The following is a 23,978-nucleotide window of genomic DNA, read 5'->3' on the forward strand; positions in this document are numbered from 1 at the left end:
GGGGCTCAGGCCTGGTGCAGGTACCAGCGCCAGTCCTGTTCGCTGACTTCAGCCATGAACTGGCGGTACTCGGCGCGCTTGACCTTCAGGTACACGCCAAGGAAGTCCTCGCCCAATGCCTCGCGGGCCCAGTGCGAATGCTGCAGGGCGTCGAGGGCGGTCAGCCAGTCGGTGGGCAGGTGTTCGGTGGCCTGGGCATAGCCATTGCCTTCCACCGGGGCGCCCGGGTCCAGCTGTTCGCGGATGCCACGGTGGCTGGCGGCAAGGATCGCCGCAGCAGCCAGGTAGGGGTTGGCGTCGGCGCCGCAGATGCGGTGCTCCACATGCCGGCTGTTGGCCGGCCCGCCCGGTACGCGCAGGCTCACGGTGCGGTTATCGACGCCCCAGGTCGGCGCCAGTGGCGCATAACTGTTGGCCTGGAAGCGACGGAACGAGTTGGCGTTGGGGCAGAACAGCAACAGCGACTCGCGCAAGTGCCGCAACATGCCGGCCACCGCCTGGCGCAGCAGGGGCGTCCCGGCCTTGTCGTCGCTGGCGAACAGGTTGTTGCCGGCGTTGTCGGCCAGGCTCAGGTGCATGTGCATGCCGGTGCCGGCCAGCTGCGCGAACGGCTTGGCCATGAAGCAGGCCTGCATGCCGTGGGCATGCGCCACGCCTTTGACCAGGCGCTTGTAGCGCACCGCCTGGTCCATTGCCTGCAGTGCATCGCCGTGCTCCAGGGTGATTTCCACCTGGCCCGGGGCGTATTCGGAAATCGCCGTGCGCGCCGGGATGCCTTGGGCCTTGCAGGCAGCGTACAGGTCGGCGAGGAACGGCTCTATCTGCTCAAGCTCGCGCAGGCCGTAGACCTGGGTGCTGCGAGGGCGGCCGCCATCGTTGTCCAGCGCCGGTTGCGGGCGGCCCTGGGCATCGCGCTGCTGGTCCAGCAGGTAGAACTCCAGCTCGCAGGCCATCACCGGGTAGTAGCCGTCGGCGTTCAGTGCCTCGATGGTGCGCAGCAGCACATGGCGCGGGTCGGCGATGCTGGCCGGCAAGCCCTCGCTCGGGTGCATGCTCACCTGCACCGCGGCGGTCGGCACCCGGCGCCAGGGCAGGCGTACAAGGCTGCCTTCAAGCGGGTAGGCGCGGCAGTCGATATCGCCCACGTCCCAGACCAGGCCAGAGTTTTCCACATCGTCCCCGTTCAGGGTCAGGCCGAGGATGGTGCTGGGCAGCGGTCGGCCGGTCTGGTAGACGGCCAGCAGTTCGTCGCGATGCAGCAGTTTGCCGCGGGGTACGCCGTTGGCGTCGAGGATGAACAGCTCGAACAGCTCGATATCAGGGTTGTCGGCCAGGAAACGGCTGGCGTGCTCTATGGGTGCAAAGTGCATGATCGATTCGCTCACGGCTGCGCAGGGCCGCGCAAACAGGCGGCCCAGCTGAGTCAAACGGCCAGACGCTGGCCGGGTTTGTTCACAATGGCGTGAGCGAAGTGTCCGGTGGGCGGGCGTGGCGGCAATGCCACAAGGCCCAGAAGGCGAGGATGATGTGCACCAGCGGATTTTCCCCGGCACGGCTGCGGGCCTTCGGGAGCGAAGGGCGCGACGACGGAGGGGCGATGGGCTGGGTGGGAGTCATGCCTTCGATACTCACATGCGGCGTAAGGTTGATTAAAGCAGTGAATGGCAACCTTCACATCGCACGTGGCTAAACATTCGTGTCACTGCTGCCGGCCGCTTCGCGGGTGAACCCGCTTCCACAGGATTGCTTCAGGGCTGAGTTCTGTGAGGTACCTGCGGGCGCGGGTTCACCCGCGAAGAGGCCGGTACTGGCAGCAGAGAGCCGGCAAATCTGCGACAATCGCGCAACCTTCGAATGCCGATCATGAAAAAGCAGGCTCACCTGCATCATTAAAAAGCCCCATGACTGACCACGCCATCGACAAACTGCTGCAAAACCTCGACCACGCCATGATCGCCGACCGCCATCGCCTGCGCCGGCAACTGCACGAACTGCGCAAGCGCCCCGATGAGGCGAAGCTGGCGCAGTGGGTGGAAAGGGTCCAGGCCTCCTGCGCCCAGGTCACCGCACGCCAGCAGAGCGTGCCGACCGTGCGTTACGACGACAACCTGCCGATCGCCGCCAAGCGTGACGAAATCAAGAAGGCCCTGGCCGAACACCAGGTGCTGGTGATTGCCGGTGAAACCGGCTCGGGCAAGACGACCCAGCTGCCGAAGATCTGCCTGGAGCTGGGCCGTGGCAGCCATGGCCTGATCGCCCACACCCAGCCACGCCGGATCGCCGCACGCAGCGTGGCGGCGCGCGTTGCCGAAGAACTGGGCACGCCGCTGGGCGGGCTGGTCGGCTACCAGGTGCGCTTCGAAGACCAGAGCGATGCCAACACCCTGGTCAAACTGATGACCGACGGCATTCTGCTGGCCGAAACCCAGCATGATCGCTTCCTTGAACGCTACGACACGATCATCGTCGACGAAGCCCACGAACGCAGCCTGAATATCGACTTCCTGCTTGGCTACCTGAAGACGTTGCTGCACCGCCGGCCAGAGCTGAAGCTGATCATCACCTCGGCGACCATTGACCTGGAGCGCTTCTCCCGGCACTTCGATGGCGCTCCGATCATCGAGGTCTCCGGCCGTACCTTCCCGGTGGAAACCTGGTACCGCCCGCTGACCAGCGAGCAGGACGAAGAAGGCAACCAGATCGAGGACGACCTCACCGTCGACCAGGCCATCCTCGCTACCCTGGACGAGCTGGCCCAGCACGAGCGCAGCGAGGGCAAGGGCCCGGGTGATGTGCTGATCTTCCTGCCGGGCGAGCGGGAGATCCGTGATGCCGCCGAGATCCTGCGCAAGGCGCAGTTGCGCCATACCGAGATCCTGCCGCTGTATGCGCGTTTGTCGCCAGCCGAGCAGCAGCGTATCTTCCAGTCGCACACCGGGCGCCGGGTGATCCTGGCCACCAACGTCGCGGAAACCTCGCTGACCGTGCCTGGCATCCGCTATGTGATCGACACCGGTACCGCGCGTATCAGCCGCTACAGCTACCGCGCCAAGGTCCAGCGCCTGCCCATCGAGGCAGTGTCGCAGGCCAGTGCCAACCAGCGTAAGGGCCGTTGCGGCCGGGTCGAGCCGGGGATTTGCGTACGCCTGTACAGCGAAGAAGACTTCAACGGCCGGCCAGCGTTTACCGACCCGGAGATCCTGCGTACCAACCTGGCGGCGGTAATCCTGCAGATGCTGCACCTGCGCCTGGGCGCCATTGATGCATTCCCGTTCATCGAGCCGCCAGATGGCAAGGCCATCAGCGACGGCTTCAACCTGTTGCAGGAACTCTCGGCCGTCAACCGCGAGAACCAGTTGACGCCGATCGGCCGCCAGTTGGCGCGCTTGCCGATTGACCCGCGGTTGGGCCGCATGCTGCTGGAAGGCGCACGCCAGGGCAGCCTGCAGGAAGTGCTGATCGTTACCAGTGCGCTGTCGGTGCAAGACCCACGCGAGCGCCCGCCGGAGCGCCAGCAGGCCGCTGATCAGGCGCATGCGCAGTGGAAGGACGCCGATACCGACTTCGCCGCGCTGGTCAACTTGTGGCGGGGTTTCGAAGAGCAACGCCAGGCCCTGACTGCCAGCCCGTTGCGCAACTGGTGCCGCAAGAATTTCCTCAACTACCTGCGCTTGCGCGAGTGGCGCGATGCCCATCGTCAGTTGTCGCTGATCTGTCGCGAGCTGCAGTTGGCAGTCAACAAGGAACCGTCTGACTATCAGAAGGTGCACAAGGCCATCCTCAGCGGCCTGCTCAGCCAGATTGGCCAGAAAACCGAAGAGGGCGATTACCAGGGCGCCCGCCAGCGGCGCTTCTGGGTGCATCCGTCTTCCGGTATCGGTCGCAAGCGCCCGCAGTGGGTAATGGCCGCGGAACTGGTCGAAACCACCAAGCTGTATGCGCGTATGGTTGCCAAGATCGAGCCTGACTGGATCGAGCCGCTGGCTACCCACCTGATCAAGAAGAATCACTTCGAACCGCACTGGGAAAAGAAGCGCGGGCAGGTGGTGGCCTATGAACAGATCACCCTGTATGGCCTGATCCTGGTTGGCCGCCGCCCGGTACACTTCGGCCCGATCGACCCGGTGACCTCGCGTGAATTGTTCATTCGCGAGGGCCTGGTTGGCGGTGAAATCCAGTCGCGGGCCAAGTGCCTGGCGGCGAACAAACGCCTGCTCGAAGAGCTCGATGAGCTGGAGGCCAAGGCTCGTCGGCGCGACATTCTCGCCGATGAAGAAACCCTGTACGCCTTCTACGAGGCGCGCTTGCCAGCGGAGATCCACCAGACCGCGACCTTCGATGCCTGGTACCGCATGACCAGCCAGAAGGACCCGAACCTGCTGATCATGCGCGAGGAAGACGTACTGGCCCGCGAGGCCAGCGAAGTCACCGCGGCGCAGTACCCGGACAGCCTGCAAGTCGGGGAACTGCGCCTGCCGTTGACCTACCACTTCGAACCAGGCCACCCGCGTGATGGCGTGACCGTGCGGGTGCCGGCGCCGCTGTTGCCGAGCCTGCCGGGCGAGCGCCTGGAATGGTTGGTGCCAGGCTTGCTGGAAGCCAAATGCGTGGCGTTGGTGCGCAACCTGCCCAAGGCCCTGCGCAAGAACTTTGTGCCGGTGCCGGACTTCGTCAAGGCTTCGCTGGCGCGGATGGCCTTCGGCCAGGGCGCGCTGCCCCAGGCCCTGGGCCAGGAATTGTTGCGCATGACTGGTGTGCGGGTGTCCGATGAGGCCTGGGCCGAGTCGGTCAACCTGGTCGAGGGCCACCTGCGCATGAATATCGAAGTGGTCGATGGCCAGGGTAAGTTCCTTGGCGAGGGCCGCGACCTGGCCGAACTGACCGCCCGCTTTGCTGCCGCCAGCCAGGCTGCATTGGCCGTACCGCGTACCGAGAAGAGCGAGCAGCCGGTGCAGGCCAAGGCGTTCAGCGAGGTCAAACAGACCGCCCAGCAGAAGATCGCCGGCCTGTCGATGACCGTTTACCCGGCACTGGTGGAGGAAAACGGCAGCGTGCGTGAGGGCCGCTTCTCGACCCAGGCTGAAGCCGAGTTCCAGCACCGCCGCGCCCTGCAGCGCTTGTTATTGCAGCAGTTGGCGGAGCCTGCCAAGTTCCTGCGCGGCAAGCTGCCTGGCCTGACCGAGCTGGGCCTGCTGTACCGCGAACTGGGCCGTGTCGAGGCGTTGGTCGAGGACATTCTGCTGGCGAGCCTCGACAGTTGCATCCTTGACGGTGAAGCGACGTTGCCGCGTGACGGTGCAGCGCTGGCCGGGCTGGCCGAGCGCAAGCGCGGCAGTTGGGCCGAGCATGCCGAGCGCCTGGCCCGGCAGACGCTGGAAGTGCTCAAGTTGTGGCACGGCTTGCAAAAGCGCTTCAAGGGCAAGATCGACCTGAGCCAGGCGGTGGCGCTGAACGACATCAAGCAGCAACTGGGCAACCTGGTGTACCCGGGCTTTGTGCGTGAGACCCCGGCCGCCTGGTTCAAGGAGCTGCCGCGCTATCTCAAGGCGGTGGAGCTGCGCCTGGAGAAGCTGGGTTCGCAAGTGCAGAAAGACCGGGTGTGGAGCGGCGAGCTGGCCAACCTGTGGGCGCAGTACAAGGCCCGGGTCGACAAGCATGCCCAGGAAGGCAAGCGTGATGAACAGCTGACCTTGTACCGCTGGTGGCTGGAGGAATACCGGGTGTCGCTGTTTGCCCAGCAGTTGGGGACGAAGGTGCCGATTTCCGACAAGAGACTGAGCAAGCAGTGGAGTCAGGTGGAAGGCTAACTTCCTTGATTTGTGGCACACTTCAGTGAGTTTGGGGCCGCTGTGCGGCCCTTCGCGGGGAAGCCCGCTCCACAGGGTTCGGGGTACGCCCCTTTATTGGTACTGAAGTGCCATTATCCTGTCATATTTCCAGCCAGCGCCCCGTGGCGATGGCCTTTGACCAGAGGAACGACCGTGCATAATGTCGTGATCAGCGGCACCGGCCTGTATACCCCGGCCCAGAGCATTTCCAACGAAGAACTGGTGGCCTCTTTCAATGCCTGGTCCGAGCAGTACAACCAGGAGAATGCCGCCGCCATCGAGCGTGGCGAAATCGAAGCAGCCCCCGTGTCCGACGCGGCGTTCATCGAAAAGGCCTCGGGCATCAAGAGCCGTTTCGTCATGGACAAGGCTGGCATCCTCGACCCCCAGCGCATGAAGCCGCGCTTGCCTGAGCGCAGCAACGACGAACCGTCGGTGCTCTGCGAAATGGCTGTGGCAGCTGCCCGCCAGGCGCTGGAGCGCGCAGGCCGCAGCGCTGCCGATGTCGACGGGGTGATCGTCGCCTGCTCCAACCTGCAGCGCCCGTACCCCGCGATTGCCATCGAAGTGCAACAGGCGCTGGGTATCCAGGGCTTTGCCTTCGACATGAACGTGGCGTGCTCTTCGGCCACCTTCGGTATTCAGACTGCTGCCAACAGCGTGGCCCTGGGCCAGGCGCGCGCAGTGCTGATGGTCAACCCGGAGGTGTGCACCGGCCACCTGAACTTCCGTGACCGCGACAGCCACTTCATCTTTGGTGATGCTGCCACTGCGGTATTGCTCGAGCGCGCGGACAAGGCCACCTCGGCGCACCAGTTCGACATCGTCAGCAGTAAACTGTGGACCGAGTTCTCCAACAACATCCGCAACAATTTCGGCTTTCTCAACCGTGCGGCGGAAGAGGGCGAAGGCGCAGCAGACAAGCTGTTCATCCAGGAAGGCCGCAAGGTGTTCCGCGAAGTGTGCCCTAAAGTGGCCGAGCTGATCGGCGAGCACCTGCAGGAAAACAACCTGCAGCCGAGCGATGTGAAGCGCTTCTGGCTGCACCAGGCCAACCTCAGCATGAACCAGTTGATCGTCAAGAAACTGGTGGGGCGTGAAGTGTCCGAGGAAGAGGCACCGGTGATTCTGGACCGTTACGCCAATACCAGCTCGGCGGGGTCGGTGATTGCCTTCCACCTGTACCAGGATGACCTGGGCAAAGGCTCGTTGGGCGTGTTGAGCTCGTTTGGTGCGGGGTATTCGATTGGTAGCGTGATTCTGCGCAAGCGCTGATTCATCAGGCGCCTGTTACGGCCTCTTCGCGGGCTTGCCCGCTCCCACAGGTACAGCACAGTTCTCAAGGTCTGTGGTGATTCTGTGGGAGCGGGCAAGCCCGCGAAGGGGCCGGCGCATTTCACACAGGCAAAAAAAAGCGGGAAACGCCGGATGGGGTCGGCATTTCCCGCTTCACCGTGAAGCTGAGGAGGGTGGTGCTTAGAACTTGGCTTCCAGGTCTACCTGCAGGGTGTCTACGTCAGCATTGCTGTTCGGCAGCTGCGACAGGTCGGTCTTGGCCATCAGGTAGGCAGCACCCAGGGAGAAGTTCTTGTCGATTTCGTAACCGACCTTGAACTTGTGACCACGCGAGCCGGTGAAGCCGTTGCCAAAGTCCGAATCGGTGAACAGGCTGACCACCGCATTACGCTGCACATCGCGGTAGTTGTAATCCAGGCTCCAGGCGCCCACTTTGGTTTTCAAGCCGGCCAGCCAGGCCTGATCTTCGCCATCGGTGCTCTCGGTATTCTTTACATACTGACCATACGCCGACAATGGAATGGCAAAGCCGGTGAAGTCGATCTGGCCAAAGCCTTCCACCAGATTGAACTCGTTGGTGGTGTTGCCGAACGACTGCAGGATGGTCGCTTCCTTGTCGTTGTCATAACCATAAATGCTGGCGCCCACGGTGAGCTTGAGCACATCAGCTGGGGCGAACTTGGCGCCCAGCTGGCCGTGGTAAACCTGCGCATCGTGCTTGTACTGGACACCATCACCATCGACGTTGTCCTTCAGGGTGTACTGACCGGCGCTGGCAAAGACTTCGGCCCCGCCCAGGTCAGCCTTGTAAGTGGCAGCCACACCTTCCGGGTTGATGTCGCTATCCCAGATGATGTCGCCCATGCTCACCCAAGGCTGTTGCATCTTGCCGCCAATCAGGTGCAGGTTAGGGACTGCAGTCGGGTGCCAGTCGAGATAGGCCAGGTCGACCCACAGCGACTTCTTGTCGAAGTAGTTGTCGAAGCTCTGGTTGGTCGAACGTCGGTCAGCGCTGCTGCCAGTGGCTATACGGACCCCAGCGTCGACCTGCGGGTTGATCTCGCTGTAGAAGCCGACACGGGCACGCACTCGCTGGCGGTCCTGGTTGCCGCTGCTGCTGTTCGGGTCGTCGACGTTGACGTCTTCGTAACGCAGGCGCACATCACCCTTGATCTGGGTCTTGGCGGCCCATGCCACTTTTTGTTCAAAGGAGCTCATACGTTCGGACTGAGCTTTCTGGTCGGCCTTTTCCTTGGTTTCTTTTGCCAGGTCGCCCTGCAGTTCGTTGTACTGCGCCTGGTTGATCGAGCCATTGGCGCGGAGCATTTCGAGCAGTTTGGCGTCGACAGCAGCACTGGCCGGGGCACTCAGAGCCAGCATCATGCCGGTGAGGCTCACTCCGGTAAGTGTAGAAACAAGACGCATAAAGATCTCCCTACTGAAAAAAATGGGGGAGGCTCAAGCGCCTGCCCCTGCGTTGGCATGTCTTCGGAAAGGGCCTGAATAGACAGGTTCTTGGGTTCCGGAAAACAGGCGCAAGTATTGCGGGGGCCAATGACAGATTAATGTCTAATTAGTGGCACTGTTGTTAAGTAATTGAGAATAAAAGGATCAGCCTGGCGTTCGTCATTTGAGTGGCGGGCATTACTTGGTGATACTGAAGGCCTTCCGACCGCGAGCCAAAACCGTGACCAGCCTGTACAGCCTTGCCCATTTGCGTGATCTTCCGGCGGCCACCTGGGATGCCCTGGTGCCGGCGGGCCAACCGTTCCTGTGCCATGCCTTCCTCAGCGCGATGGAAGACAGCGGTAGCGTGCAGCGCAACACCGGCTGGGCCGCCGAGCACTTGGTGCTGGAGCGTGACGGGCAGGTACGGGCACTGTTGCCGGCGTACCGTAAGTGGCACTCATATGGCGAGTATGTGTTCGATCATGGCTGGGCCGATGCCTGTGAGCGGGCCGGCATCGCCTACTACCCAAAACTGCTTGGCGCTGTACCGTTCAGCCCGGTCAGCGGCCCACGGCTGCTGGCGGCTGATCCGGCTGACGGTTTGTTGATGCTGCAGGCTCTGCCGGAGTACCTGGGCAAGGGTGGGCTTTCCGGCGCGCACATCAATTTCACCGACCCGGCGTTGGACGCGCAGTTGGCGGGCCTGCCTGGGTGGATGGAGCGCCTGGGTTGCCAGTTTCACTGGCAAAACCGGGGGTATCGCGATTTCCAGGACTTTCTCGACAGCCTTAGCTCGCGCAAGCGCAAGCAGATGCGCAAGGAGCGCGAGCAGGTGGCGGGGCAGGGTATCGACTTCCGCTGGTACCGCGGTGATGAACTGGACGAGGCACAGTGGGATTTTGTCTTTCTGTGCTATGCCAACACCTATGCGGTGCGCCGTCGTGCCCCCTACCTGACGCGCGAATTTTTCAGCCTGCTGGCCGAGCGCATGCCCCAGGCGGTGCGCGTGGTGATGGCCCGCCAGGGTGGGCGAGATGTGGCCATGGCCTTGAGCCTGGTGGGTGGCGACAGCCTGTTTGGCCGCTACTGGGGTTGCCTGGATGAGTTCGACCGGCTGCATTTCGAGACGTGTTTCTACCAGGGTATGGACTTTGCCATTGCCGAGGGTTACCAGCGTTTCGATGCCGGGGCGCAGGGCGAGCACAAGTTGATCCGCGGGTTCGAGCCGGTGTTGACGCGGTCGTGGCATTACCTGCTGCACCCGGGGTTGCGGCGGGCGGTGGAGGATTTTCTGCTGCAGGAACGGGAAGGGGTCAAGGGGTATGCCGAGGAGGCGCGGGGGATGTTGCCCTACCGCCGGGACTGAGAGATCTGTGTTGCCTGTGCCGGCCTTTTCGCGGGTAAACCCGCTCCTACAACGATAGCGAACCTGTGTAGGAGCGGGTTTACCCGCGAAAAGGCCGCGCAGGTGTCAATCGACCCCGACAAAGCCTCCGGTCTGGTGGTGCCACAACCGGGCATACAGCCCTTGCTGCTCCAGCAACTCACTGTGGCTGCCACTCTCCACAATTCGCCCCTTGTCCAGCACCACCAGCCGGTCCATACGGGCAATGGTGGAAAGCCGGTGGGCAATGGCGATTACCGTCTTGCCCTGCATCAGCGTCTCCAGGCTTTCCTGGATCGCCGCTTCCACTTCCGAATCCAGCGCCGAGGTGGCCTCGTCCATGATCAGGATCGGTGCGTTCTTCAGCAGCACCCGGGCAATGGCGATACGCTGACGCTGGCCACCCGACAGCTTGACCCCACGTTCGCCTACATGGGCATCGAAACCGGTGCGGCCCTGGGCATCCGAAAGCTGCGGGATGAACTCGTCAGCCCGTGCGCGGCGCACGGCTTCCTGCAGTTCTGCATCGCTGGCACCGGGGCGGCCGTACAGCAGGTTGTCGCGAATCGAACGGTGCAGCAGCGAGGTATCCTGGGTGATCATGCCGATCTGCGCCCGCAAGCTGGCCTGGCTGACCTCGGCAATGTCCTGGCCGTCGATCAGGATGCGCCCGCCCTGCACGTCGTACAGACGCAGCAGCAGGTTGACCAGGGTCGACTTGCCGGCGCCGGAAGGGCCGATCAAGCCGATTTTCTCGCCAGGGCGGATGTCCAGGTTGAGCCCTTCGATCACATTGGCAGCCTTGCCGTAATGGAAGTCGACATCATCGAAACGCACTGCGCCGCGGCTGACCTTGAGTGCCGGGGCATTGGGCCGGTCGGTGACGGTGACCGGCTGGGCGATGGTCTGCAGGCCGTCCTGGACCATGCCGATGTTCTCGAAAATGCCGTTCACCACCCACATGATCCAGCCTGACATGTTGACGATGCGGATCACCAGACCAGTGGCCAGGGCGATGGCGCCGACCGTGATCAGCGACTGGCTCCACAGCCACAGCGCCAGGCCCGTGGTGGTGACCACCAGCAGGCCGTTGAGGGTGGTGATGACCACGTCCATGCTGGTGACCACCCGTGAAGCCAGTTGGGTTTTCTCGGTCTGCTCGCGGATGGCTTCGCGGGCGTATTGCTGCTCGTAGTCGGTGTGGGCGAACAGTTTGAGGGTGGCGATGTTGGTGTAGCCATCGACGATTCGCCCCATGAGCTTGGAGCGGGCGTCGGAAGAAATCACCGAGCGCTCCTTCACCCTCGGCACGAAGTAGCAGAGCGCGGCGATGTAGCCAATGATCCACAGCAGCAGCGGCAGCATCAGGCGCCAGTCGGCCTCGGCAAACAGCACCAGCGAGGTGATGGCGTAGATCAGCACGTGCCATAGCGCGTCCACGGCCTGCACAGCGGAGTCGCGCAGCGAGTTGCCGGTCTGCATGATGCGCTGGGCAATGCGCCCGGCAAAGTCGCTCTGGAAGAAGTTCAGGCTCTGCTTGAGCACGTAGGTGTGGTTTTGCCAGCGGATCAGGCTGGTCATCCCCGGGTTTATGGTCTGGTGCACCAGCAGGTCATGCAGGCCGAAGAACACTGGCCGCAGCAGCAGGATCACCACCAGCATCCACAGCAGTTCGCCGCTGTGCTGGCTGAAAAAGTTGGCGTTGGGCTCGCCCTGTGCAAGGTCGATGATGCGGCTGAGGTAGCTGAACATCGCCACCTCGATCAGCGAGGCGAACAGGCCGACCACCAGCAGTGCAAGAAAACTGGGCCATACCTGGCGCAGGTAGTACAGGTAGAACGGCCACACGGTCGTCGGTGGCGATTCGCTGGGGGCTTCGCGAAAGATGTCGATCAGTTGTTCGAAACGGCGGTACAGCATGGGTGATGACACTCCTGTTCCATCCGGCCCTCAGGCGGTTTCACATCCTTGTGAAAGCCTGCGGTCAGTCGATGCGTTTGGCCGACTTGATGTACACCGGGTCGCTCGGCACATCACGCATGCCTTTCTTGACGGTGGTCGGCGAGTTGACGATCTGGTCGACCACTTCCATGCCCTTGGTCACTTTGCCGAACACGGCATAACCGGCGTCGCGGCCCGGGTTGAGGAAGTCGTTGTCGGCGACGTTGATGAAGAACTGGCTGGTGGCCGAGTTCGGGTTGGACGTGCGTGCCATCGACAGGGTGCCGCGGGTGTTCTGCAGCCCGTTGCTGGCCTCGTTCTTGATCGGGGCCTGGGTATCTTTTTGCACCATTTGGTCAGTGAACCCCCCGCCCTGAACCATGAAGCCCGGGATCACTCGGTGGAAAATGGTGTTGTTGTAGAAACCGCTGTCGACGTATTGCAGGAAATTCTTGGTGCTGACAGGCGCCTTCTCGGCGTTGAGTTCGATTTCGACCTGGCCGAAGCTGGTGTCCAGCAGAACGTGCGGGGTCTTGTCGGAGGCCATCACGCTGGTGGCGAAGGCGACCGAGCAGGCGGTGAGCAGGAGTTTTTTCAGCATGGGCTCAAAGATCCTTGAGAGGTGGAAGCGGCTGCGAGGAACTGCAGCAGGGTCTGGTTGAAGACCTCGGGTTGATCGAGGGGTGTAGCGTGCCGGGAATCGTCGACGACCACCAGCCTGGCGTTGGGCATCAGGGCGACGTAGCGCTGTTTCAGTTGTATCGGGGTGTAATCGTGGTCGGCCGCGATGACCAGCGTAGGACAGTTGATGCGGCCGATGCGTTCCTGTACGCCCCAGTCGACGATGGCGTCGAAGCTTTTCAGGTAGGCGCGCTTGTCGTTGCGCGCCCAGCGCTGGGCCATCTTCTGGCGCAGGTCAGCCTGGTGAGGTTTAGGGAACAGTCGTTCGGCCAGGCCCTTGCCGACGGTTTCGACACTGAGAATGCGCGCCATGCCCCAGCGCTTGAGCCACCACAGCCAGTCACTGCGGGTGCGACGCTTGACTTCAGGGGCGCTGTTGACGATGCACAGGCTGCGCAACCATTGCGGGTGGTCGACGGCAAACTGGAAGCCGACCATACCGCCCATGGACAGGCCAACGAAGTGCACCGGGCCGGTGTGCAGGTGTTCGAGCAGGGCCAGCAGGTCGGCACTGAAGGTAGCGATCTGGTAGCCGTCACGCGGCTTGTCGGAGCGGCCGTGGCCGCGGATATCCATGAGGATCACCCGGTAGTGCTGGCTCAGCACGGGTACCTGCAATTCCCAATCCTGGCAACTGGAGCCCAGCCCATGCAGCAATACCAGTGGTTCGCCCTGGCCGTATTCCTCGTAATGCAGTGCGCATCCTTCATGTTCGAAACAGGCCATGGGCGCGGTCCTCTCAGGCTTGTGGGGGGGCTGCGAAGGGCACGTCCAGTGGCGCGGTGTCGAAGTTGCGCAGCAGGTCGATGAGAATCTGCGTGGCAGGGCCCAAGGTCTTTTCTTTGCTCGAATAAAGGTAGAACAGTGGGTGGCGGCTGCCACCCTGATCCAGCGGCAAGGGCTTGAGCACGCCTTCGCGCAGTTCGCGCTCGATCATGTGCCGAGGGAGCCAGGCGAAGCCCAGGCCGCTGCTGACGAAGGTAGCGGCAGTGCCCAGGCTGCCGACGGTCCAGCGCTGCTCGGCGCCCAGCCAGCCGACGTCACGCGGCTGGGCGCGGCCGGAGTCGCGGATCACGACCTGTAACTGGCTTTCAAGGTCCTGGAAGGTCAGTTCACGGCCCAGGCGGTGCAGGCTGTGCTCGGGGTGGGCGACGGCGACGAACTCCACGGCGCTCAGTTCGGCGCCCAGGTAGCCGCCGATGCTGTAGCTGCTGATGGCCAGGTCGGCGATGCCTTCATGCATCACTTCCTCGACGCCGGACAGCACTTCTTCACGCAGGCGCACCCGGCAACCACGGCTTTGCGGCATGAACGCGGCCAGTGCACGCACCAGGCGGGCACTGGGGTAGGCGGCATCCACCACCAGGCGTACTTCGGCTTCCCAGCCCTGCTCCATGTGGTGGGCGAGGTCTTCAAGCTGGCTGGCCTGTTTGACCAGGTGGCGTGAGCGGCGCAGCAGCACATTGCCGGCTTCGGTCAGCACCGCCTTGCGCCCGTCGATGCGCAGCAGGGGTACGCCCAGTTGCTCCTGCATGCGCGCCACGGTGTAGCTGACCGACGACTGCGAGCGGTGCAATGCCTCGGCGGCCTGGGCAAACCCGCCGTGATCGACTACTGCTTGCAGGGTTCGCCACTGGTCAAGGGTAACGCGCGGCGCTTTCATCTTTCGCTCCTGTTGTCCTAAGCTGCGCTCTTTGCAAGGAGAGCGGCCCATGAAGAAATGTTGTGCGGCAATACTGATGTGCCTGCCCCTGGGGGCAATGGCCTATCCCATCGATGTGGAAAAGGAGCTGACCGGGGTCAAGCTCGACTACACCGCCTATGACACGGCCTACGACATTGGCGCCATCACCCTCAACAACTATGGGCAGGTCCCGGCGGCATGCAAGGTCACCTTCCGCAATGGCCCGGAGGCGCCAAGGGTGCGCCGGGTGAACGTGCCGGCCGGGAAAAGCGTCGATGTCACCGCCAAATTCAACCGGCAGATCATCAAACTGCGGATCGCCTTGAGCTGCAGCGCGGAATAAACTGATTAATCGATTGATTGAACCCACTTTTTACGCTTTTTTATCGATAGGTCAAGCCTTAATCTCACCTCCATCGAATCGCAACCTTTTTGCCGATGGAGGCATCCCATGTCCCGTGTACTGATCATCGAAAGCAGCGCCCGTCAGCAAGATTCCGTTTCCCGTCAGCTGACCAAGGATTTCATCCAGCAATGGCAGGCTGCCCACCCGGCCGATCAGATCACTGTGCGCGACCTGGCAGTAAGCCCGGTACCCCACCTGGACGCGAACCTGCTGGGCGGCTGGATGAAACCCGAAGAACAGCGCAGCGCCGCCGAGCTGGAGGCCCTGGCCCGTTCCAACGAACTGACTGATGAATTGCTTGCTGCCGACGTGCTGGTAATGGCTGCGCCGATGTACAACTTCACCATTCCCAGCACCCTGAAGGCCTGGCTGGACCATGTGCTGCGTGCCGGCATCACGTTCAAGTACACCCCGACCGGCCCGCAGGGCTTGCTGACTGGCAAGCGTGCCATCGTCCTTACTGCCCGCGGCGGCATCCATGCGGGTGCCAGCAGTGACCATCAGGAACCGTACCTACGCCAGGTCATGGCTTTCATCGGCATCCACGATGTCGACTTCATCCATGCCGAAGGCCTGAACATGAGTGGCGAGTTCCACGAGAAGGGCGTCAACCAGGCCAAGGCCAAGCTGGCAGCGGTGGCCTGAGGCTTCACGAATTCCCAAACCTGACACCTGTTTTTGCTCCTTTGGGTGTACCTGCCCGGTTGTATGGCCGGGCTTTTTTATGCCTGGGGTTTTTTGGTGGTCAGTGCCGGCCTATTCGCTCGCCGGAAGATATGCAGGTCCCTGTGGGAGCGGGCGTGCCCGCGAAGAGGCCGGTACAGCCCCTACATTCCTCATGGTTGAACTTCTTCGCCGCAACCCGCTAAGGTCGCGGCCTTGATCCACGAGAGGCAACCATGGGCTACCTGATAATCGTCGCGCTGATCCAGGCGTTTTCCTTCAGCCTGATCGGCGAGTACCTGGCCGGGCACGTCGACAGCTATTTCGCAGTGCTCGCCAGGGTGCTCCTGGCCGGCCTGGTGTTCCTGCCGCTGACCCGCTGGCGCCAGGTCGAGCCACGCTTCATGCGTTCCATGCTGCTGATTGGCGCGCTGCAGTACGGCATCACCTATGTCTGCCTGTACCTGAGCTTCCGTGTGCTCACCGTACCGGAGGTGCTGCTGTTCACGATCCTGACGCCGCTACACGTGACCTTGATCGAAGATGCCCTGAACCGGCGCTTCAACGCTTGGGCGCTAGTGGCCGCGCTGGTCGCCGTGGCCGGCGCTGCGGTGATCCGTTTCGACAGCATCAGCGGTGAGTTCTTCATCGGCTTCCTGCTGCTGCAACTGGCCAACTTCACCTACGCCGCCGGCCAGGTGCTGTACCGCCACCTGGTCGCGCGCAACCCCAGCGACCTGCCGCACTACGCCCGCTTCGGTTACTTCTACCTCGGCGCCTTGCTGGTGGTGCTGCCGGCCTTCCTGCTTTTCGGCAACGCCCAGCATCTGCCGAGTACCGATGTGCAATGGCTGGTGCTGTTGTTCCTGGGGCTTTGTCCGACGGCGCTTGGGCTGTACTGGTGGAACAAAGGTGCATGCCTGGTTTCTGGCGGTACGCTGGCGGTGATGAACAACCTGCATGTGCCGGTGGGGCTGCTGCTGAACCTGCTTATCTGGAACCAGCATGAACCACTGGGGCGGCTCTTCATCGGCGGTGCGATCATCCTCGCCTCGGTATGGCTGAGCCGCCTGGGTGGGCGCGCACAGGCGCCGCTGGCCGGCAAGGCCTGACATGCACAACCTCTTGGTCATCGTTGCGCCGATCTTCGCCCTGATCCTGGTCGGCTACCTGTGCCGCAAGACCAACAAGCTGGGTGATAAGGCGGCCGCCGAAATCAACAAAATGGTGGTCTGGCTGTGCCTGCCGGCCTTGCTGTTCAAGGTCACTGCCACTGCCACGTGGAGCGAGATCTGGCACCCAGGGTTCATCGTTGCCTTCGGCGCAGGCGCCCTGGCCATGTTCGTGGTCACGCTGCTGTGGCGCCTGTACAGCGGCCACGGCCTGGTGGCATCGAGCATCGACGGGCTCAGTGCCGGTTACGCCAACACCGGCTATATCGGCATTCCGCTGTGCCTGCTGTTGTTCGGCCAGGCGGGCCTGCAGCCGGCGCTGATCTCGTCGTTGATCGTGGTGTGCCTGGTGTTTGCCATTTCGCTGACCTTCATCGAGGTCGGGTTGCAGGAAGAACGGCAGGTGGGCCGGGCGATCCTGGTGGTGAGCAAGGCGCTGGCGAAGAACCCGCTGGTCATTTCGCCCCTGGCGGGGGCGGGTTGGGCCATGAGCGGATTGGGGCTGGCCGAACCGGTGCTGCACTTTCTCGATATGCTGGCGCTGGCCACCACGCCCTGCGCCTTGATATCGCTGGGTGCGTTCCTGGCAGAAAAACGCCCGGGCGCGCAGGCCAGCCCATGGCCTTTGGTGGGCTTGAAGCTGGTAGGGCAGCCGGTGCTGACCTGGGTGCTGGCGTACAAGGTGTTCAGCCTGCCGAGCATGTGGGCGGCTTCGGCAGTGCTGCTGGCAGCGCTGCCGACCGGCACTGGGCCGTTCATGCTGGCGGAGTATTACAACCGTGAGGCGGGGTTGATTTCGCGGACGATCCTGTTGTCCACCGTGGCCTCGCTGGTGACCTTGACCGGGCTGTTGTACTTGCTGGGGTATGGGGGGTAGCTGCCGGCCCATTCGCGGGTGAACCCGCTCCCACAGGATGGCACCACGGCTGAAGGCTGTGAGGTCCCTGTGGGGACGGGTTCACCCGCGAATGGGCGGCAAGGCAGCCCGGCAATCTCAAGCCTCGCTCATTTCTTCCAGGCGACGAGGCAATGGCTCTTGGGCTGAACGCCCGGCCAAACCCACCCGCATGTCATTGCCACTCGGCTGCTGATACAAGCTCAAGCCAAACTCCGGCAACACCGCCAGCAGGTAGTCGAAGATGTCCCCCTGGATGCGCTCGTAATCCGCCCACACCGTGGTGGTGGTGAAGCAGTAGATTTCCAGCGGCACGCCCTCGGCGGTGGTCTGCATTTGCCGCACCATGCAGGTCATGTTCGGGTGAATATTGGGGTGGTTCTTCAGATAGGCCAGGGCAAACGCACGGAAGGTGCCGATGTTGGTCAGCTTGCGGCGGTTGGCCGACAGCTCGGCGACAGGCCCCAGGGCGTCGTTCCAGATTTGCAGTTCCTGGCGCTTGCCGGCCAGGTAGTCGCCCAGCAACTGCACCTGGCTCAGTCGCTGCTCCTCTTCGCGGGTGAGGAAACGCACCCCGGCCGCATCGATGAACAGGCTGCGCTTGATGCGCCGGCCACCGGACTGCTGCATGCCGCGGTAGTTGCGGAACGACTCGCTCATCAGGCGCCAGGTGGGGATCGAGACGATGGTCTTGTCGAAGTTCTGTACTTTCACTGTGTGCAAGGTGATGTCCACCACGTCACCATCGGCGCCTACCTGCGGCATCTCGATCCAGTCCCCGACATGCAGCATGTCGTTGCTGGTCAGCTGCACGCTGGCGACGAACGACAGCAGGGTGTCCTTGTACACCAGCAGCAGCACCGCCGACATGGCACCCAGGCCGGACAGCAGTAACAGCGGCGAGCGGTCGATCAGGGTAGCGACGATGACGATCGAGGCGAAGATCCACAGCATCATCTTGGCCAACTGCACGTAGCCCTTGATCGAGCGGGTGCGGGCGTGTTCGGTGCGGGCATAGATGTCGAGCAAGGCATCCAGCAGGCATGACAGCGCCATGGTCATGAACAGCAGGGTAAAGGCCAGGGCGACATTGCCGAGGAAGTGCTGGGCGGTGTCGGACAGCTCAGGCACCAGCTTCAGGCCGAACTGCAGCACCAGTGACGGGGTGGTTTGCGCCAGGCGGTGGAAAACCTTGTTGTGGCGCAGGTCGTCCAGCCATTTCAGCGCAGGCTGGCGGGCCAGCAGGCGGGCACCGTGCAGCATCAGGAAGCGTGCCAGACGCCCGACGATCAGGGAGATCAGCAGGAGCACCGCCAGGCCTATGGCTGCATGGAGCATGGGATGTTGGTCGAGGGTGCCCCACAGGTCGAGGGAGTCACGCCAGATTCGTTGAATATCCATGGGCTTGCGTACAGTCTATTTGCGAAACGAAGCGCCATTAGAGCGCGGATGGCGACAAAGTTGCCAAAAGAAATTCGGCTAAGGCGGCAGAAAACGTTACCCTATGCAACTGAATTTCCCGCACTAGCCTGAGGTTACCTCCGTGTTCTCCCAATTCGCCCTGCATGAACGCCTGCTTAAAGCCGTGGCCGAGCTTAAATTTGTCGAGCCAACCCCGGTGCAGGCAGCGGCCATCCCCTTGGCCCTGCAAGGGCGTGACCTGCGCGTGACCGCGCAGACCGGCAGCGGCAAGACGGCCGCCTTCGTGCTGCCGTTGCTCAACCGCCTGGTCGACCTGCGCGAGCGCCGCGTGGAGATTCGCGCACTGATCCTGCTGCCAACCCGCGAACTGGCCCAGCAGACCCTCAAGCAGGTACAGCTGTTCTCGCAGTTCACCTACATCAAGTCGGGCCTGGTCACTGGCGGTGAAGACTTCAAGGAACAGGCCGCCATGCTGCGCAAGGTGCCCGACGTGCTGATCGGCACCCCGGGTCGTCTGCTCGAGCAGCTCAATGCCGGCAACCTCGACCTGTCCCACGTGCAGGTGCTGATCCTGGACGAAGCCGACCGCATGCTCGACATGGGCTTTGCCGAAGACATGGAGCGCCTGTGCAAGGAGTGCGAGAACCGCGAACAGACCCTGCTGTTCTCCGCCACCACCGGTGGCGCAGCGCTGCGTGACATCATTGGCAAGGTGCTGAAAGACCCTGAGCACCTGATGCTCAACAGCGTCTCGCAGCTGGCTGAAGGCACCCGTCAGCAGATCATCACCGCTGACCACGACCAGCATAAAGAGCAGATCGCGCAGTGGTTGCTGGCTAACGAAACCTTCGACAAGGCGATCATCTTCACCAATACCCGCGCCATGGCCGACCGCATCTACGGTCACCTGGTGGCCAAGGATGTGAAGGCCTTCGTGCTGCACGGCGAGAAAGACCAGAAGGACCGCAAGCTGGCCATCGAGCGCTTCAAGCAGGGCAGCTCCAAGGTGCTGGTGGCGACCGACGTGGCAGCCCGTGGCCTGGATATCGACGGCCTCGACCTGGTGATCAACTTCGACATGCCCCGCAGCGGTGATGAGTACGTGCACCGCGTAGGCCGTACCGGCCGTGCGGGTGGTGAAGGCCTGGCGATTTCGCTGATCACCCATAACGACTGGAACTTGATGTCGAGCATCGAGCGCTACCTCAAGCAACAGTTCGAGCGCCGCGTGATCAAGGAAGTGAAGGGGACTTACAGCGGGCCGAAGAAGGTCAAGGCTTCGGGTAAGGCGGCAGGCGCCAAGAAGAAGAAAGTCGACAAGAAGACTGGCGAGAAGAAAGCTGCCGCCAAGCGCAAGCCTACTGCCAAGCCGAAGGCCAACGCGCCTCTGGCCAGTGCTGACGGCCTGGCGCCGCTGAAGAAGCGCAAGCCTGCTGCCGAGTAACATCCGGTAGCCCTGTCGGCTTCTTCGCGGGTGAACCCGCTCCCACAGGTGCCGCACTGACCTTGAGTGCCGAGCGGTCTTGTGGGAACGGGTTCACCCGCTACAAGGCCCGTCGGCCCAACAACTAATCAGCCTTCTTTTCCGCTTCCTTCAATTCCTTGATCCGCTTGTCGATCAGCTGACACTTGTCGGGCAAGTCTTTGCTCGCCGTCCCCAGCTCCATTCCCTGAAGCTCATCATTGATCTCCTTGGCCTTTTGCGGGTTCTGCTCGGTCAACTGAGTGACCAGCCCGGCCAGTTCCTCACGTTTCTGCGTTGCTTCTTCAGGTGTGCAGGCCCAAGCGGGCAGGGCGCAGAGCAGGGCAGTGGCACAGGCTATGGGCAATAGCGGTTTCATCCTTTCAACCTCCGGCGGTGGTGGTGCCCGGTGGAGGGCTGTGGGTGCAGGGAAGTTCAGGGCTTGCGACCGATGGATGATTTCCTTGATGGTCGTAGCCCATTTCTGAAACGCAGCCATCTCCCTCCAGAGCCGTTGAGCAGCGCGCTACATCGCTCTAGTCTCAAAGGAAAGGCGCTGATAGGTGTCGTCGTGTACACGGAGAGCCGGGGTGAGGTGATTCGCATCATTTCTGCAAGAAAAGCCACCAAACGGGAGGCCAGGTACTATGACCAAATCATCGAAAACTGACTGGAGCCGCCTGGCTCGACAGGACGACAAGGATATCGACACATCAGATATCCCTGAACTGGACCACGACTTTTTCCGCCAGGCCGAGCTGCGCGTTCCCGCCAAGCAGACGGTGACCATTCGACTGGACTCAGATGTCCTTGCCTGGTTCATGGAGCAGGGCAGCGGCTACCAGACCCGGATCAATCAGTTGCTGCGCCAGTACATGCAAGCACAACAACGTCAGCGCTAAACGCTTCTGAACGCTTGGCAACCCTGGCTGGTCCCAACCTGTGTACCCCTTCCGTCCACAGCAGGAGCCCGTAGCCATGAGCATCGTCTACGACTGGGACCTGATCGAACGCTTGCTGCACGAGGTGCAGAACGGCGGCGGTCACAGCTTCACGCCACGCCCCTATGCCGAGCAGCACGCCGCCGCACTGGCCGCCAAGGGTGAGCCGGTGGGTGACGTGGATCATCTGAAAACCCGTGCATGCGAATATGAAAAGCTGCTATTCGAGCGCGGATTCATTGAATGCCGGCCTGAAGAGGACGGCGGCAATGGCGAAAACTTTGTCCTGACCGAACGCGGCTCGCGCTTGATGAGCCTGATCGACAGCAGCATCCCCGGCTTCGAGCACCCGCGCCAGGTGCTGGATGAGCAGGAAGATGCGCTGGACGAAACGACATTCGACCAGGTATCTGCGAAGGCACAGATTGCTTGATGTCGTTTTAAGGCTGGCATGTGCAGCGTTCAAAACCCGATAATCGGTCGCTTCTGAAAGCTGCCGAGTCTTGCCCATGCCAACGATCACCCCAGAGGCCCGCTTATGAGCGCGGTCCGCAAGAACCCTGACGCCTTTGCCTTCCAGGTAATGCTGGGCCTTTGCCTGATATGGGGCTGCCAGCAGGTGCTGATCAAGACCGCCGCCGTCGACATCGCCCCGGTGATGCAGGCGGCACTGCGCAATGGCATTGCCGCTGTGCTGGTAGGCCTGATGCTGTGCTGGCGGGGTGGCTGGGAGCAGGTCGGCAGTACCTGGCGCGCCGGGTTGGTGGCGGGCGGGCTGTTCGGGGTGGAGTTTCTGTTCATTGCCGAAGGGCTGAAACTGACATCGGCGGCACACATGTCGGTGTTTCTCTACACCGCGCCCGTGTTCACCGCGTTGGGGCTGCATTTTCGGTTGGCCAGTGAACGCTTGCGGCTGCTGCAATGGCTGGGGATTCTGCTGGCATTCGGCGGCATTGCCATGGCGTTTGCCGGTGGCATGTCATTCGAGCACATGGACGGTCGTACCTTGCTGGGTGACGCGTTTGGCGTGATCGCCGGGCTGGCCTGGGGCGCGACCACGGTGGTGGTGCGCTGCTCGCGATTGTCGGAGGCGCCGGCGACCTTGACCCTGTTCTATCAGCTGGCGGTCGGTTTTGCTGGGCTGTTGCTGATCGCACTGCTCAGCGGACAGATCGGCGCGGTGTCGCTGACGCCGCTGGCGATGGGCAGCGTATTGTTCCAGGGGATTGTGGTGTCGTTCGTCAGCTACCTCACCTGGTTCTGGCTGCTGCGCAAGTACCTGGCGTCGAACCTGGCGGTGTTTTCCTTCATTACCCCATTGTTCGGGGTGACCTTTGGTGTCGTGCTGCTGGATGAACCGCTGAGCGCGAATTTTGTGGTGGGGGCGTTGATGGTGTTGCTGGGTGTGGTCCTGGTGAGTGCCGAACCTTGGGTGAAGCAGCAGTTGCGACGGCTTGTCGGGTGAAGTGTGCCGGCTCTTCGCGGGTGAGCCCGCGAAGAGGCCGGATCAATCAATCATTATTCAGGGTGTGACCCTGGCCTGGAAGCCACCAGCCTGCCGTGTTCTGCCGGCCATCAGCACCAGCCCGCCAGCCACTCCCAAGCCACCCGCCGCCAGCATCAGCGCCGGTTGCAGCCCGCCGCTGTAGTGGCTGCTGAGCGCCGCCAGTAACGGCCCGCTCAACTGCCCCAGGGCGAAGCACGCGGTCAGCAGCCCGGCATTGCGCTGTGTGGCATGCGGCGCCAGCTCCCGCGAGCGTTGCATCACCAATTGCATGCAGGCCAGGAACGGCCCGCCGCACAGCACCACGCCCAACGCCAACCCGATACCCCCGCCCATCAGGCAAGCCAGCACACCGATTCCCTGCAGCCAGAGGGTGGCGGTGAGCCAAGCCGAAGTGTGCCCGCCGCGGCGCAGGCTCACCAGCAGCACCCCCAGCGCAGCCGCCAGGCCAAACGCCGGCCAGAACAGGTCGGCCAGCCACTGCCCGCGGAACTGCTGGTTGGCCATCTGGGACAGGAAGGTGGCCGGCAGGATGTAACCGATGCCATACAAGGCATACACCAACCCCAGGCGGCCGATGCCGACACTGCGGGTCGGGCCATGGCGCGCAGGCGTTGGGCTTGGCGCCGCTTGCAGCGTACATGGCAGCCATCGCCGCATGGCCACCAGCATCGCCAGCGCGGCCATGCCGTAGATCAGCCACAGCGCTGCCGAACCCAGTCCCAGCACATGTGCCACCAGGGCCAGCAGGCCGGTGACGGCAATCCCCAGGCCGGGCCCGGCGAATACCAGAGCCCCCAGGCGCTGGTGGTTATGGGCATTGGCCACCTGCTGGCTGAGGCTGGTGATCATCACCAACACCCAGGCGCTGGCCAGGCCAGTGCCAAAACGCAGCAGCAGGTGCGGCCAGAAACCGTCGGCGCGCCACGAGGCCAAGGTCAGCACCACGCACAGCCACAGCCCCCCATGCAGGCGCAGGCGCACCTGGCCGGGGGAGCGGGCGAACATGGCGTCTACCGCACCAATGAAGTAACCCAGGTAGTTGGCCGCTGCCACCAGTCCAGCGACCGTCAGGTCGAACTGGCCCTCGGCGATCAGTTGCGGCAGTTGTGGTGTGAGGGCGAAGCGGCCGATACCCATGGCCATCATCAGCGCCACAGCGCTGGCCAGCAATTGAGAGAGTGGCGACATGACAGGTCTCCTGCACGTATGTAAGCGATGGCCGGCAGGTTAGAACGGTTTCTTTTTCA

At 62.7% G+C, this 23,978-nt stretch carries 20 protein-coding genes and 1 pseudogene; 12 read left to right on the plus strand and 9 right to left on the minus strand.

The features are described from left to right. Positions 1-5: 5 nt before the first annotated feature. Positions 6-1,370, minus strand: a complete 1,365-nt coding sequence (locus OO258_RS03035) for a glutamine synthetase family protein (protein WP_266028818.1) — start codon at positions 1,368-1,370, stop codon at positions 6-8. Positions 1,371-1,901: 531 nt separating this feature from the next. Between OO258_RS03035 and hrpA the strand changes: the two genes are divergently transcribed. Beyond that, positions 1,902-5,807, plus strand: coding sequence for an ATP-dependent RNA helicase HrpA (hrpA, locus tag OO258_RS03040; RefSeq protein WP_266028819.1), 3,906 nt, complete (start codon positions 1,902-1,904; stop codon positions 5,805-5,807). 174 nt (positions 5,808-5,981) lie between these two features. After that, a complete protein-coding gene (locus OO258_RS03045) occupies positions 5,982-7,103 on the plus strand; it encodes a beta-ketoacyl-ACP synthase III (protein ID WP_266028820.1) in 1,122 nt (373 codons plus the stop codon). Positions 7,104-7,304: 201 nt separating this feature from the next. Here the strand turns inward: OO258_RS03045 and OO258_RS03050 are convergent, their stop codons facing one another. Next, the gene (locus OO258_RS03050; RefSeq protein WP_266028821.1) at positions 7,305-8,549 is read right to left on the minus strand and encodes a putative porin; all 1,245 of its coding nucleotides are present in this window, start codon (positions 8,547-8,549) and stop codon (positions 7,305-7,307) included. A 262-nt stretch (positions 8,550-8,811) separates the two neighbouring features. On the opposite strand from OO258_RS03050, the gene OO258_RS03055 reads away from it, so the two are divergent. Then, a complete protein-coding gene (locus tag OO258_RS03055) occupies positions 8,812-9,939 on the plus strand; it encodes a GNAT family N-acetyltransferase (protein ID WP_266028822.1) in 1,128 nt (375 codons plus the stop codon). Between the two features lie 105 nt (positions 9,940-10,044). Here the strand turns inward: OO258_RS03055 and OO258_RS03060 are convergent, their stop codons facing one another. The 4 genes from OO258_RS03060 to OO258_RS03075 all read right to left on the minus strand — a co-directional run bounded on the left by OO258_RS03060 (position 10,045) and on the right by OO258_RS03075 (position 14,242). Then, positions 10,045-11,877, minus strand: a complete 1,833-nt coding sequence (locus OO258_RS03060) for an ABC transporter ATP-binding protein (protein WP_110743712.1) — start codon at positions 11,875-11,877, stop codon at positions 10,045-10,047. Between the two features lie 64 nt (positions 11,878-11,941). Continuing rightward, entirely contained in the window at positions 11,942-12,499 is a 558-nt protein-coding gene (locus OO258_RS03065; protein ID WP_110743711.1) for a peptidylprolyl isomerase, read from the minus strand. Further along, a complete protein-coding gene (locus OO258_RS03070) occupies positions 12,493-13,305 on the minus strand; it encodes an alpha/beta fold hydrolase (protein ID WP_266028823.1) in 813 nt (270 codons plus the stop codon). Before OO258_RS03070 ends, OO258_RS03065 begins: the two co-directional genes overlap by 7 nt. Positions 13,306-13,318: 13 nt before the next feature. Then, positions 13,319-14,242: a LysR family transcriptional regulator gene (locus OO258_RS03075; protein WP_012273620.1), complete on the minus strand. Its 924-nt coding sequence runs from the start codon at positions 14,240-14,242 to the stop codon at positions 13,319-13,321. 49 nt (positions 14,243-14,291) lie between these two features. On the opposite strand from OO258_RS03075, the gene OO258_RS03080 reads away from it, so the two are divergent. The 4 genes from OO258_RS03080 to OO258_RS03095 all read left to right on the plus strand — a co-directional run bounded on the left by OO258_RS03080 (position 14,292) and on the right by OO258_RS03095 (position 17,381). After that, positions 14,292-14,606 carry a hypothetical protein gene (locus OO258_RS03080; RefSeq protein WP_025753884.1) on the plus strand — a complete coding sequence of 105 codons (315 nt, stop codon included), beginning with the start codon at positions 14,292-14,294 and terminating at the stop codon, positions 14,604-14,606. Positions 14,607-14,714: 108 nt separating this feature from the next. Beyond that, the gene (locus OO258_RS03085) at positions 14,715-15,314 is read left to right on the plus strand and encodes an FMN-dependent NADH-azoreductase (RefSeq protein ID WP_003254608.1); all 600 of its coding nucleotides are present in this window, start codon (positions 14,715-14,717) and stop codon (positions 15,312-15,314) included. Positions 15,315-15,568: 254 nt separating this feature from the next. Beyond that, a complete protein-coding gene (locus tag OO258_RS03090) occupies positions 15,569-16,444 on the plus strand; it encodes a carboxylate/amino acid/amine transporter (RefSeq protein WP_266028824.1) in 876 nt (291 codons plus the stop codon). Position 16,445: 1 nt separating this feature from the next. Then, the gene (locus OO258_RS03095; RefSeq protein WP_266028825.1) at positions 16,446-17,381 is read left to right on the plus strand and encodes an AEC family transporter; all 936 of its coding nucleotides are present in this window, start codon (positions 16,446-16,448) and stop codon (positions 17,379-17,381) included. 117 nt (positions 17,382-17,498) lie between these two features. On the opposite strand, the gene OO258_RS03100 is transcribed toward OO258_RS03095, so the two are convergent. Next, positions 17,499-18,800: a mechanosensitive ion channel family protein gene (locus OO258_RS03100; RefSeq protein WP_266028826.1), complete on the minus strand. Its 1,302-nt coding sequence runs from the start codon at positions 18,798-18,800 to the stop codon at positions 17,499-17,501. 142 nt (positions 18,801-18,942) lie between these two features. Here OO258_RS03100 and OO258_RS03105 point away from each other — a divergent pair, with 142 nt between their 5' ends. Then, on the plus strand, positions 18,943-20,265 hold the full coding sequence (locus OO258_RS03105) for a DEAD/DEAH box helicase (protein WP_110743698.1): 1,323 nt from the start codon (positions 18,943-18,945) through the stop codon (positions 20,263-20,265). A gap of 124 nt (positions 20,266-20,389) precedes the next feature. On the opposite strand, the gene OO258_RS03110 is transcribed toward OO258_RS03105, so the two are convergent. Further along, positions 20,390-20,662 carry a hypothetical protein gene (locus OO258_RS03110; RefSeq protein ID WP_266028827.1) on the minus strand — a complete coding sequence of 91 codons (273 nt, stop codon included), beginning with the start codon at positions 20,660-20,662 and terminating at the stop codon, positions 20,390-20,392. 171 nt (positions 20,663-20,833) lie between these two features. Here OO258_RS03110 and OO258_RS03115 point away from each other — a divergent pair. From OO258_RS03115 to OO258_RS03130, 4 genes and pseudogenes are all read left to right on the plus strand, one after another. After that, a pseudogene (locus OO258_RS03115) lies at positions 20,834-20,953 on the plus strand (BrnT family toxin); the annotation flags it as partial. Beyond that, positions 20,931-21,185, plus strand: coding sequence for a BrnA antitoxin family protein (locus tag OO258_RS03120; protein WP_266028828.1), 255 nt, complete (start codon positions 20,931-20,933; stop codon positions 21,183-21,185). The pseudogene OO258_RS03115 and the gene OO258_RS03120, both read left to right, overlap by 23 nt. A 76-nt stretch (positions 21,186-21,261) precedes the next feature. Beyond that, the gene (locus OO258_RS03125; RefSeq protein WP_266028829.1) at positions 21,262-21,657 is read left to right on the plus strand and encodes a transcriptional regulator; all 396 of its coding nucleotides are present in this window, start codon (positions 21,262-21,264) and stop codon (positions 21,655-21,657) included. Between the two features lie 105 nt (positions 21,658-21,762). Then, on the plus strand, positions 21,763-22,689 hold the full coding sequence (locus tag OO258_RS03130) for a DMT family transporter (protein ID WP_266028830.1): 927 nt from the start codon (positions 21,763-21,765) through the stop codon (positions 22,687-22,689). 57 nt (positions 22,690-22,746) lie between these two features. Here OO258_RS03130 and OO258_RS03135 read toward each other — a convergent pair whose 3' ends face one another. Next, the gene (locus OO258_RS03135) at positions 22,747-23,919 is read right to left on the minus strand and encodes an MFS transporter (protein ID WP_266028831.1); all 1,173 of its coding nucleotides are present in this window, start codon (positions 23,917-23,919) and stop codon (positions 22,747-22,749) included. Positions 23,920-23,978: the final 59 nt, after the last annotated feature.

It is taken from the genome of Pseudomonas sp. DCB_BI, from assembly GCF_026240995.1.
GTDB lineage: Bacteria > Pseudomonadota > Gammaproteobacteria > Pseudomonadales > Pseudomonadaceae > Aquipseudomonas.

What these genes read in the sequence shown, in the direction of transcription:
- OO258_RS03035 (WP_266028818.1), bottom strand. Translation starts at nt 1,370, where the DNA reads ATGCACTTTGCACCCATAGAGCACGCCAGCCGTTTCCTGGCCGACAAC.
- hrpA (WP_266028819.1), top strand. Translation starts at nt 1,902, where the DNA reads ATGACTGACCACGCCATCGACAAACTGCTGCAAAACCTCGACCACGCC.
- OO258_RS03050 (WP_266028821.1), bottom strand. Translation starts at nt 8,549, where the DNA reads ATGCGTCTTGTTTCTACACTTACCGGAGTGAGCCTCACCGGCATGATG.
- OO258_RS03060 (WP_110743712.1), bottom strand. Translation starts at nt 11,877, where the DNA reads ATGCTGTACCGCCGTTTCGAACAACTGATCGACATCTTTCGCGAAGCC.
- OO258_RS03065 (WP_110743711.1), bottom strand. Translation starts at nt 12,499, where the DNA reads ATGCTGAAAAAACTCCTGCTCACCGCCTGCTCGGTCGCCTTCGCCACC.
- OO258_RS03070 (WP_266028823.1), bottom strand. Translation starts at nt 13,305, where the DNA reads ATGGCCTGTTTCGAACATGAAGGATGCGCACTGCATTACGAGGAATAC.
- OO258_RS03075 (WP_012273620.1), bottom strand. Translation starts at nt 14,242, where the DNA reads ATGAAAGCGCCGCGCGTTACCCTTGACCAGTGGCGAACCCTGCAAGCA.
- OO258_RS03080 (WP_025753884.1), top strand. Translation starts at nt 14,292, where the DNA reads ATGAAGAAATGTTGTGCGGCAATACTGATGTGCCTGCCCCTGGGGGCA.
- OO258_RS03085 (WP_003254608.1), top strand. Translation starts at nt 14,715, where the DNA reads ATGTCCCGTGTACTGATCATCGAAAGCAGCGCCCGTCAGCAAGATTCC.
- OO258_RS03090 (WP_266028824.1), top strand. Translation starts at nt 15,569, where the DNA reads ATGGGCTACCTGATAATCGTCGCGCTGATCCAGGCGTTTTCCTTCAGC.
- OO258_RS03095 (WP_266028825.1), top strand. Translation starts at nt 16,446, where the DNA reads ATGCACAACCTCTTGGTCATCGTTGCGCCGATCTTCGCCCTGATCCTG.
- OO258_RS03100 (WP_266028826.1), bottom strand. Translation starts at nt 18,800, where the DNA reads ATGGATATTCAACGAATCTGGCGTGACTCCCTCGACCTGTGGGGCACC.
- OO258_RS03110 (WP_266028827.1), bottom strand. Translation starts at nt 20,662, where the DNA reads ATGAAACCGCTATTGCCCATAGCCTGTGCCACTGCCCTGCTCTGCGCC.
- OO258_RS03120 (WP_266028828.1), top strand. Translation starts at nt 20,931, where the DNA reads ATGACCAAATCATCGAAAACTGACTGGAGCCGCCTGGCTCGACAGGAC.
- OO258_RS03125 (WP_266028829.1), top strand. Translation starts at nt 21,262, where the DNA reads ATGAGCATCGTCTACGACTGGGACCTGATCGAACGCTTGCTGCACGAG.
- OO258_RS03130 (WP_266028830.1), top strand. Translation starts at nt 21,763, where the DNA reads ATGAGCGCGGTCCGCAAGAACCCTGACGCCTTTGCCTTCCAGGTAATG.
- OO258_RS03135 (WP_266028831.1), bottom strand. Translation starts at nt 23,919, where the DNA reads ATGTCGCCACTCTCTCAATTGCTGGCCAGCGCTGTGGCGCTGATGATG.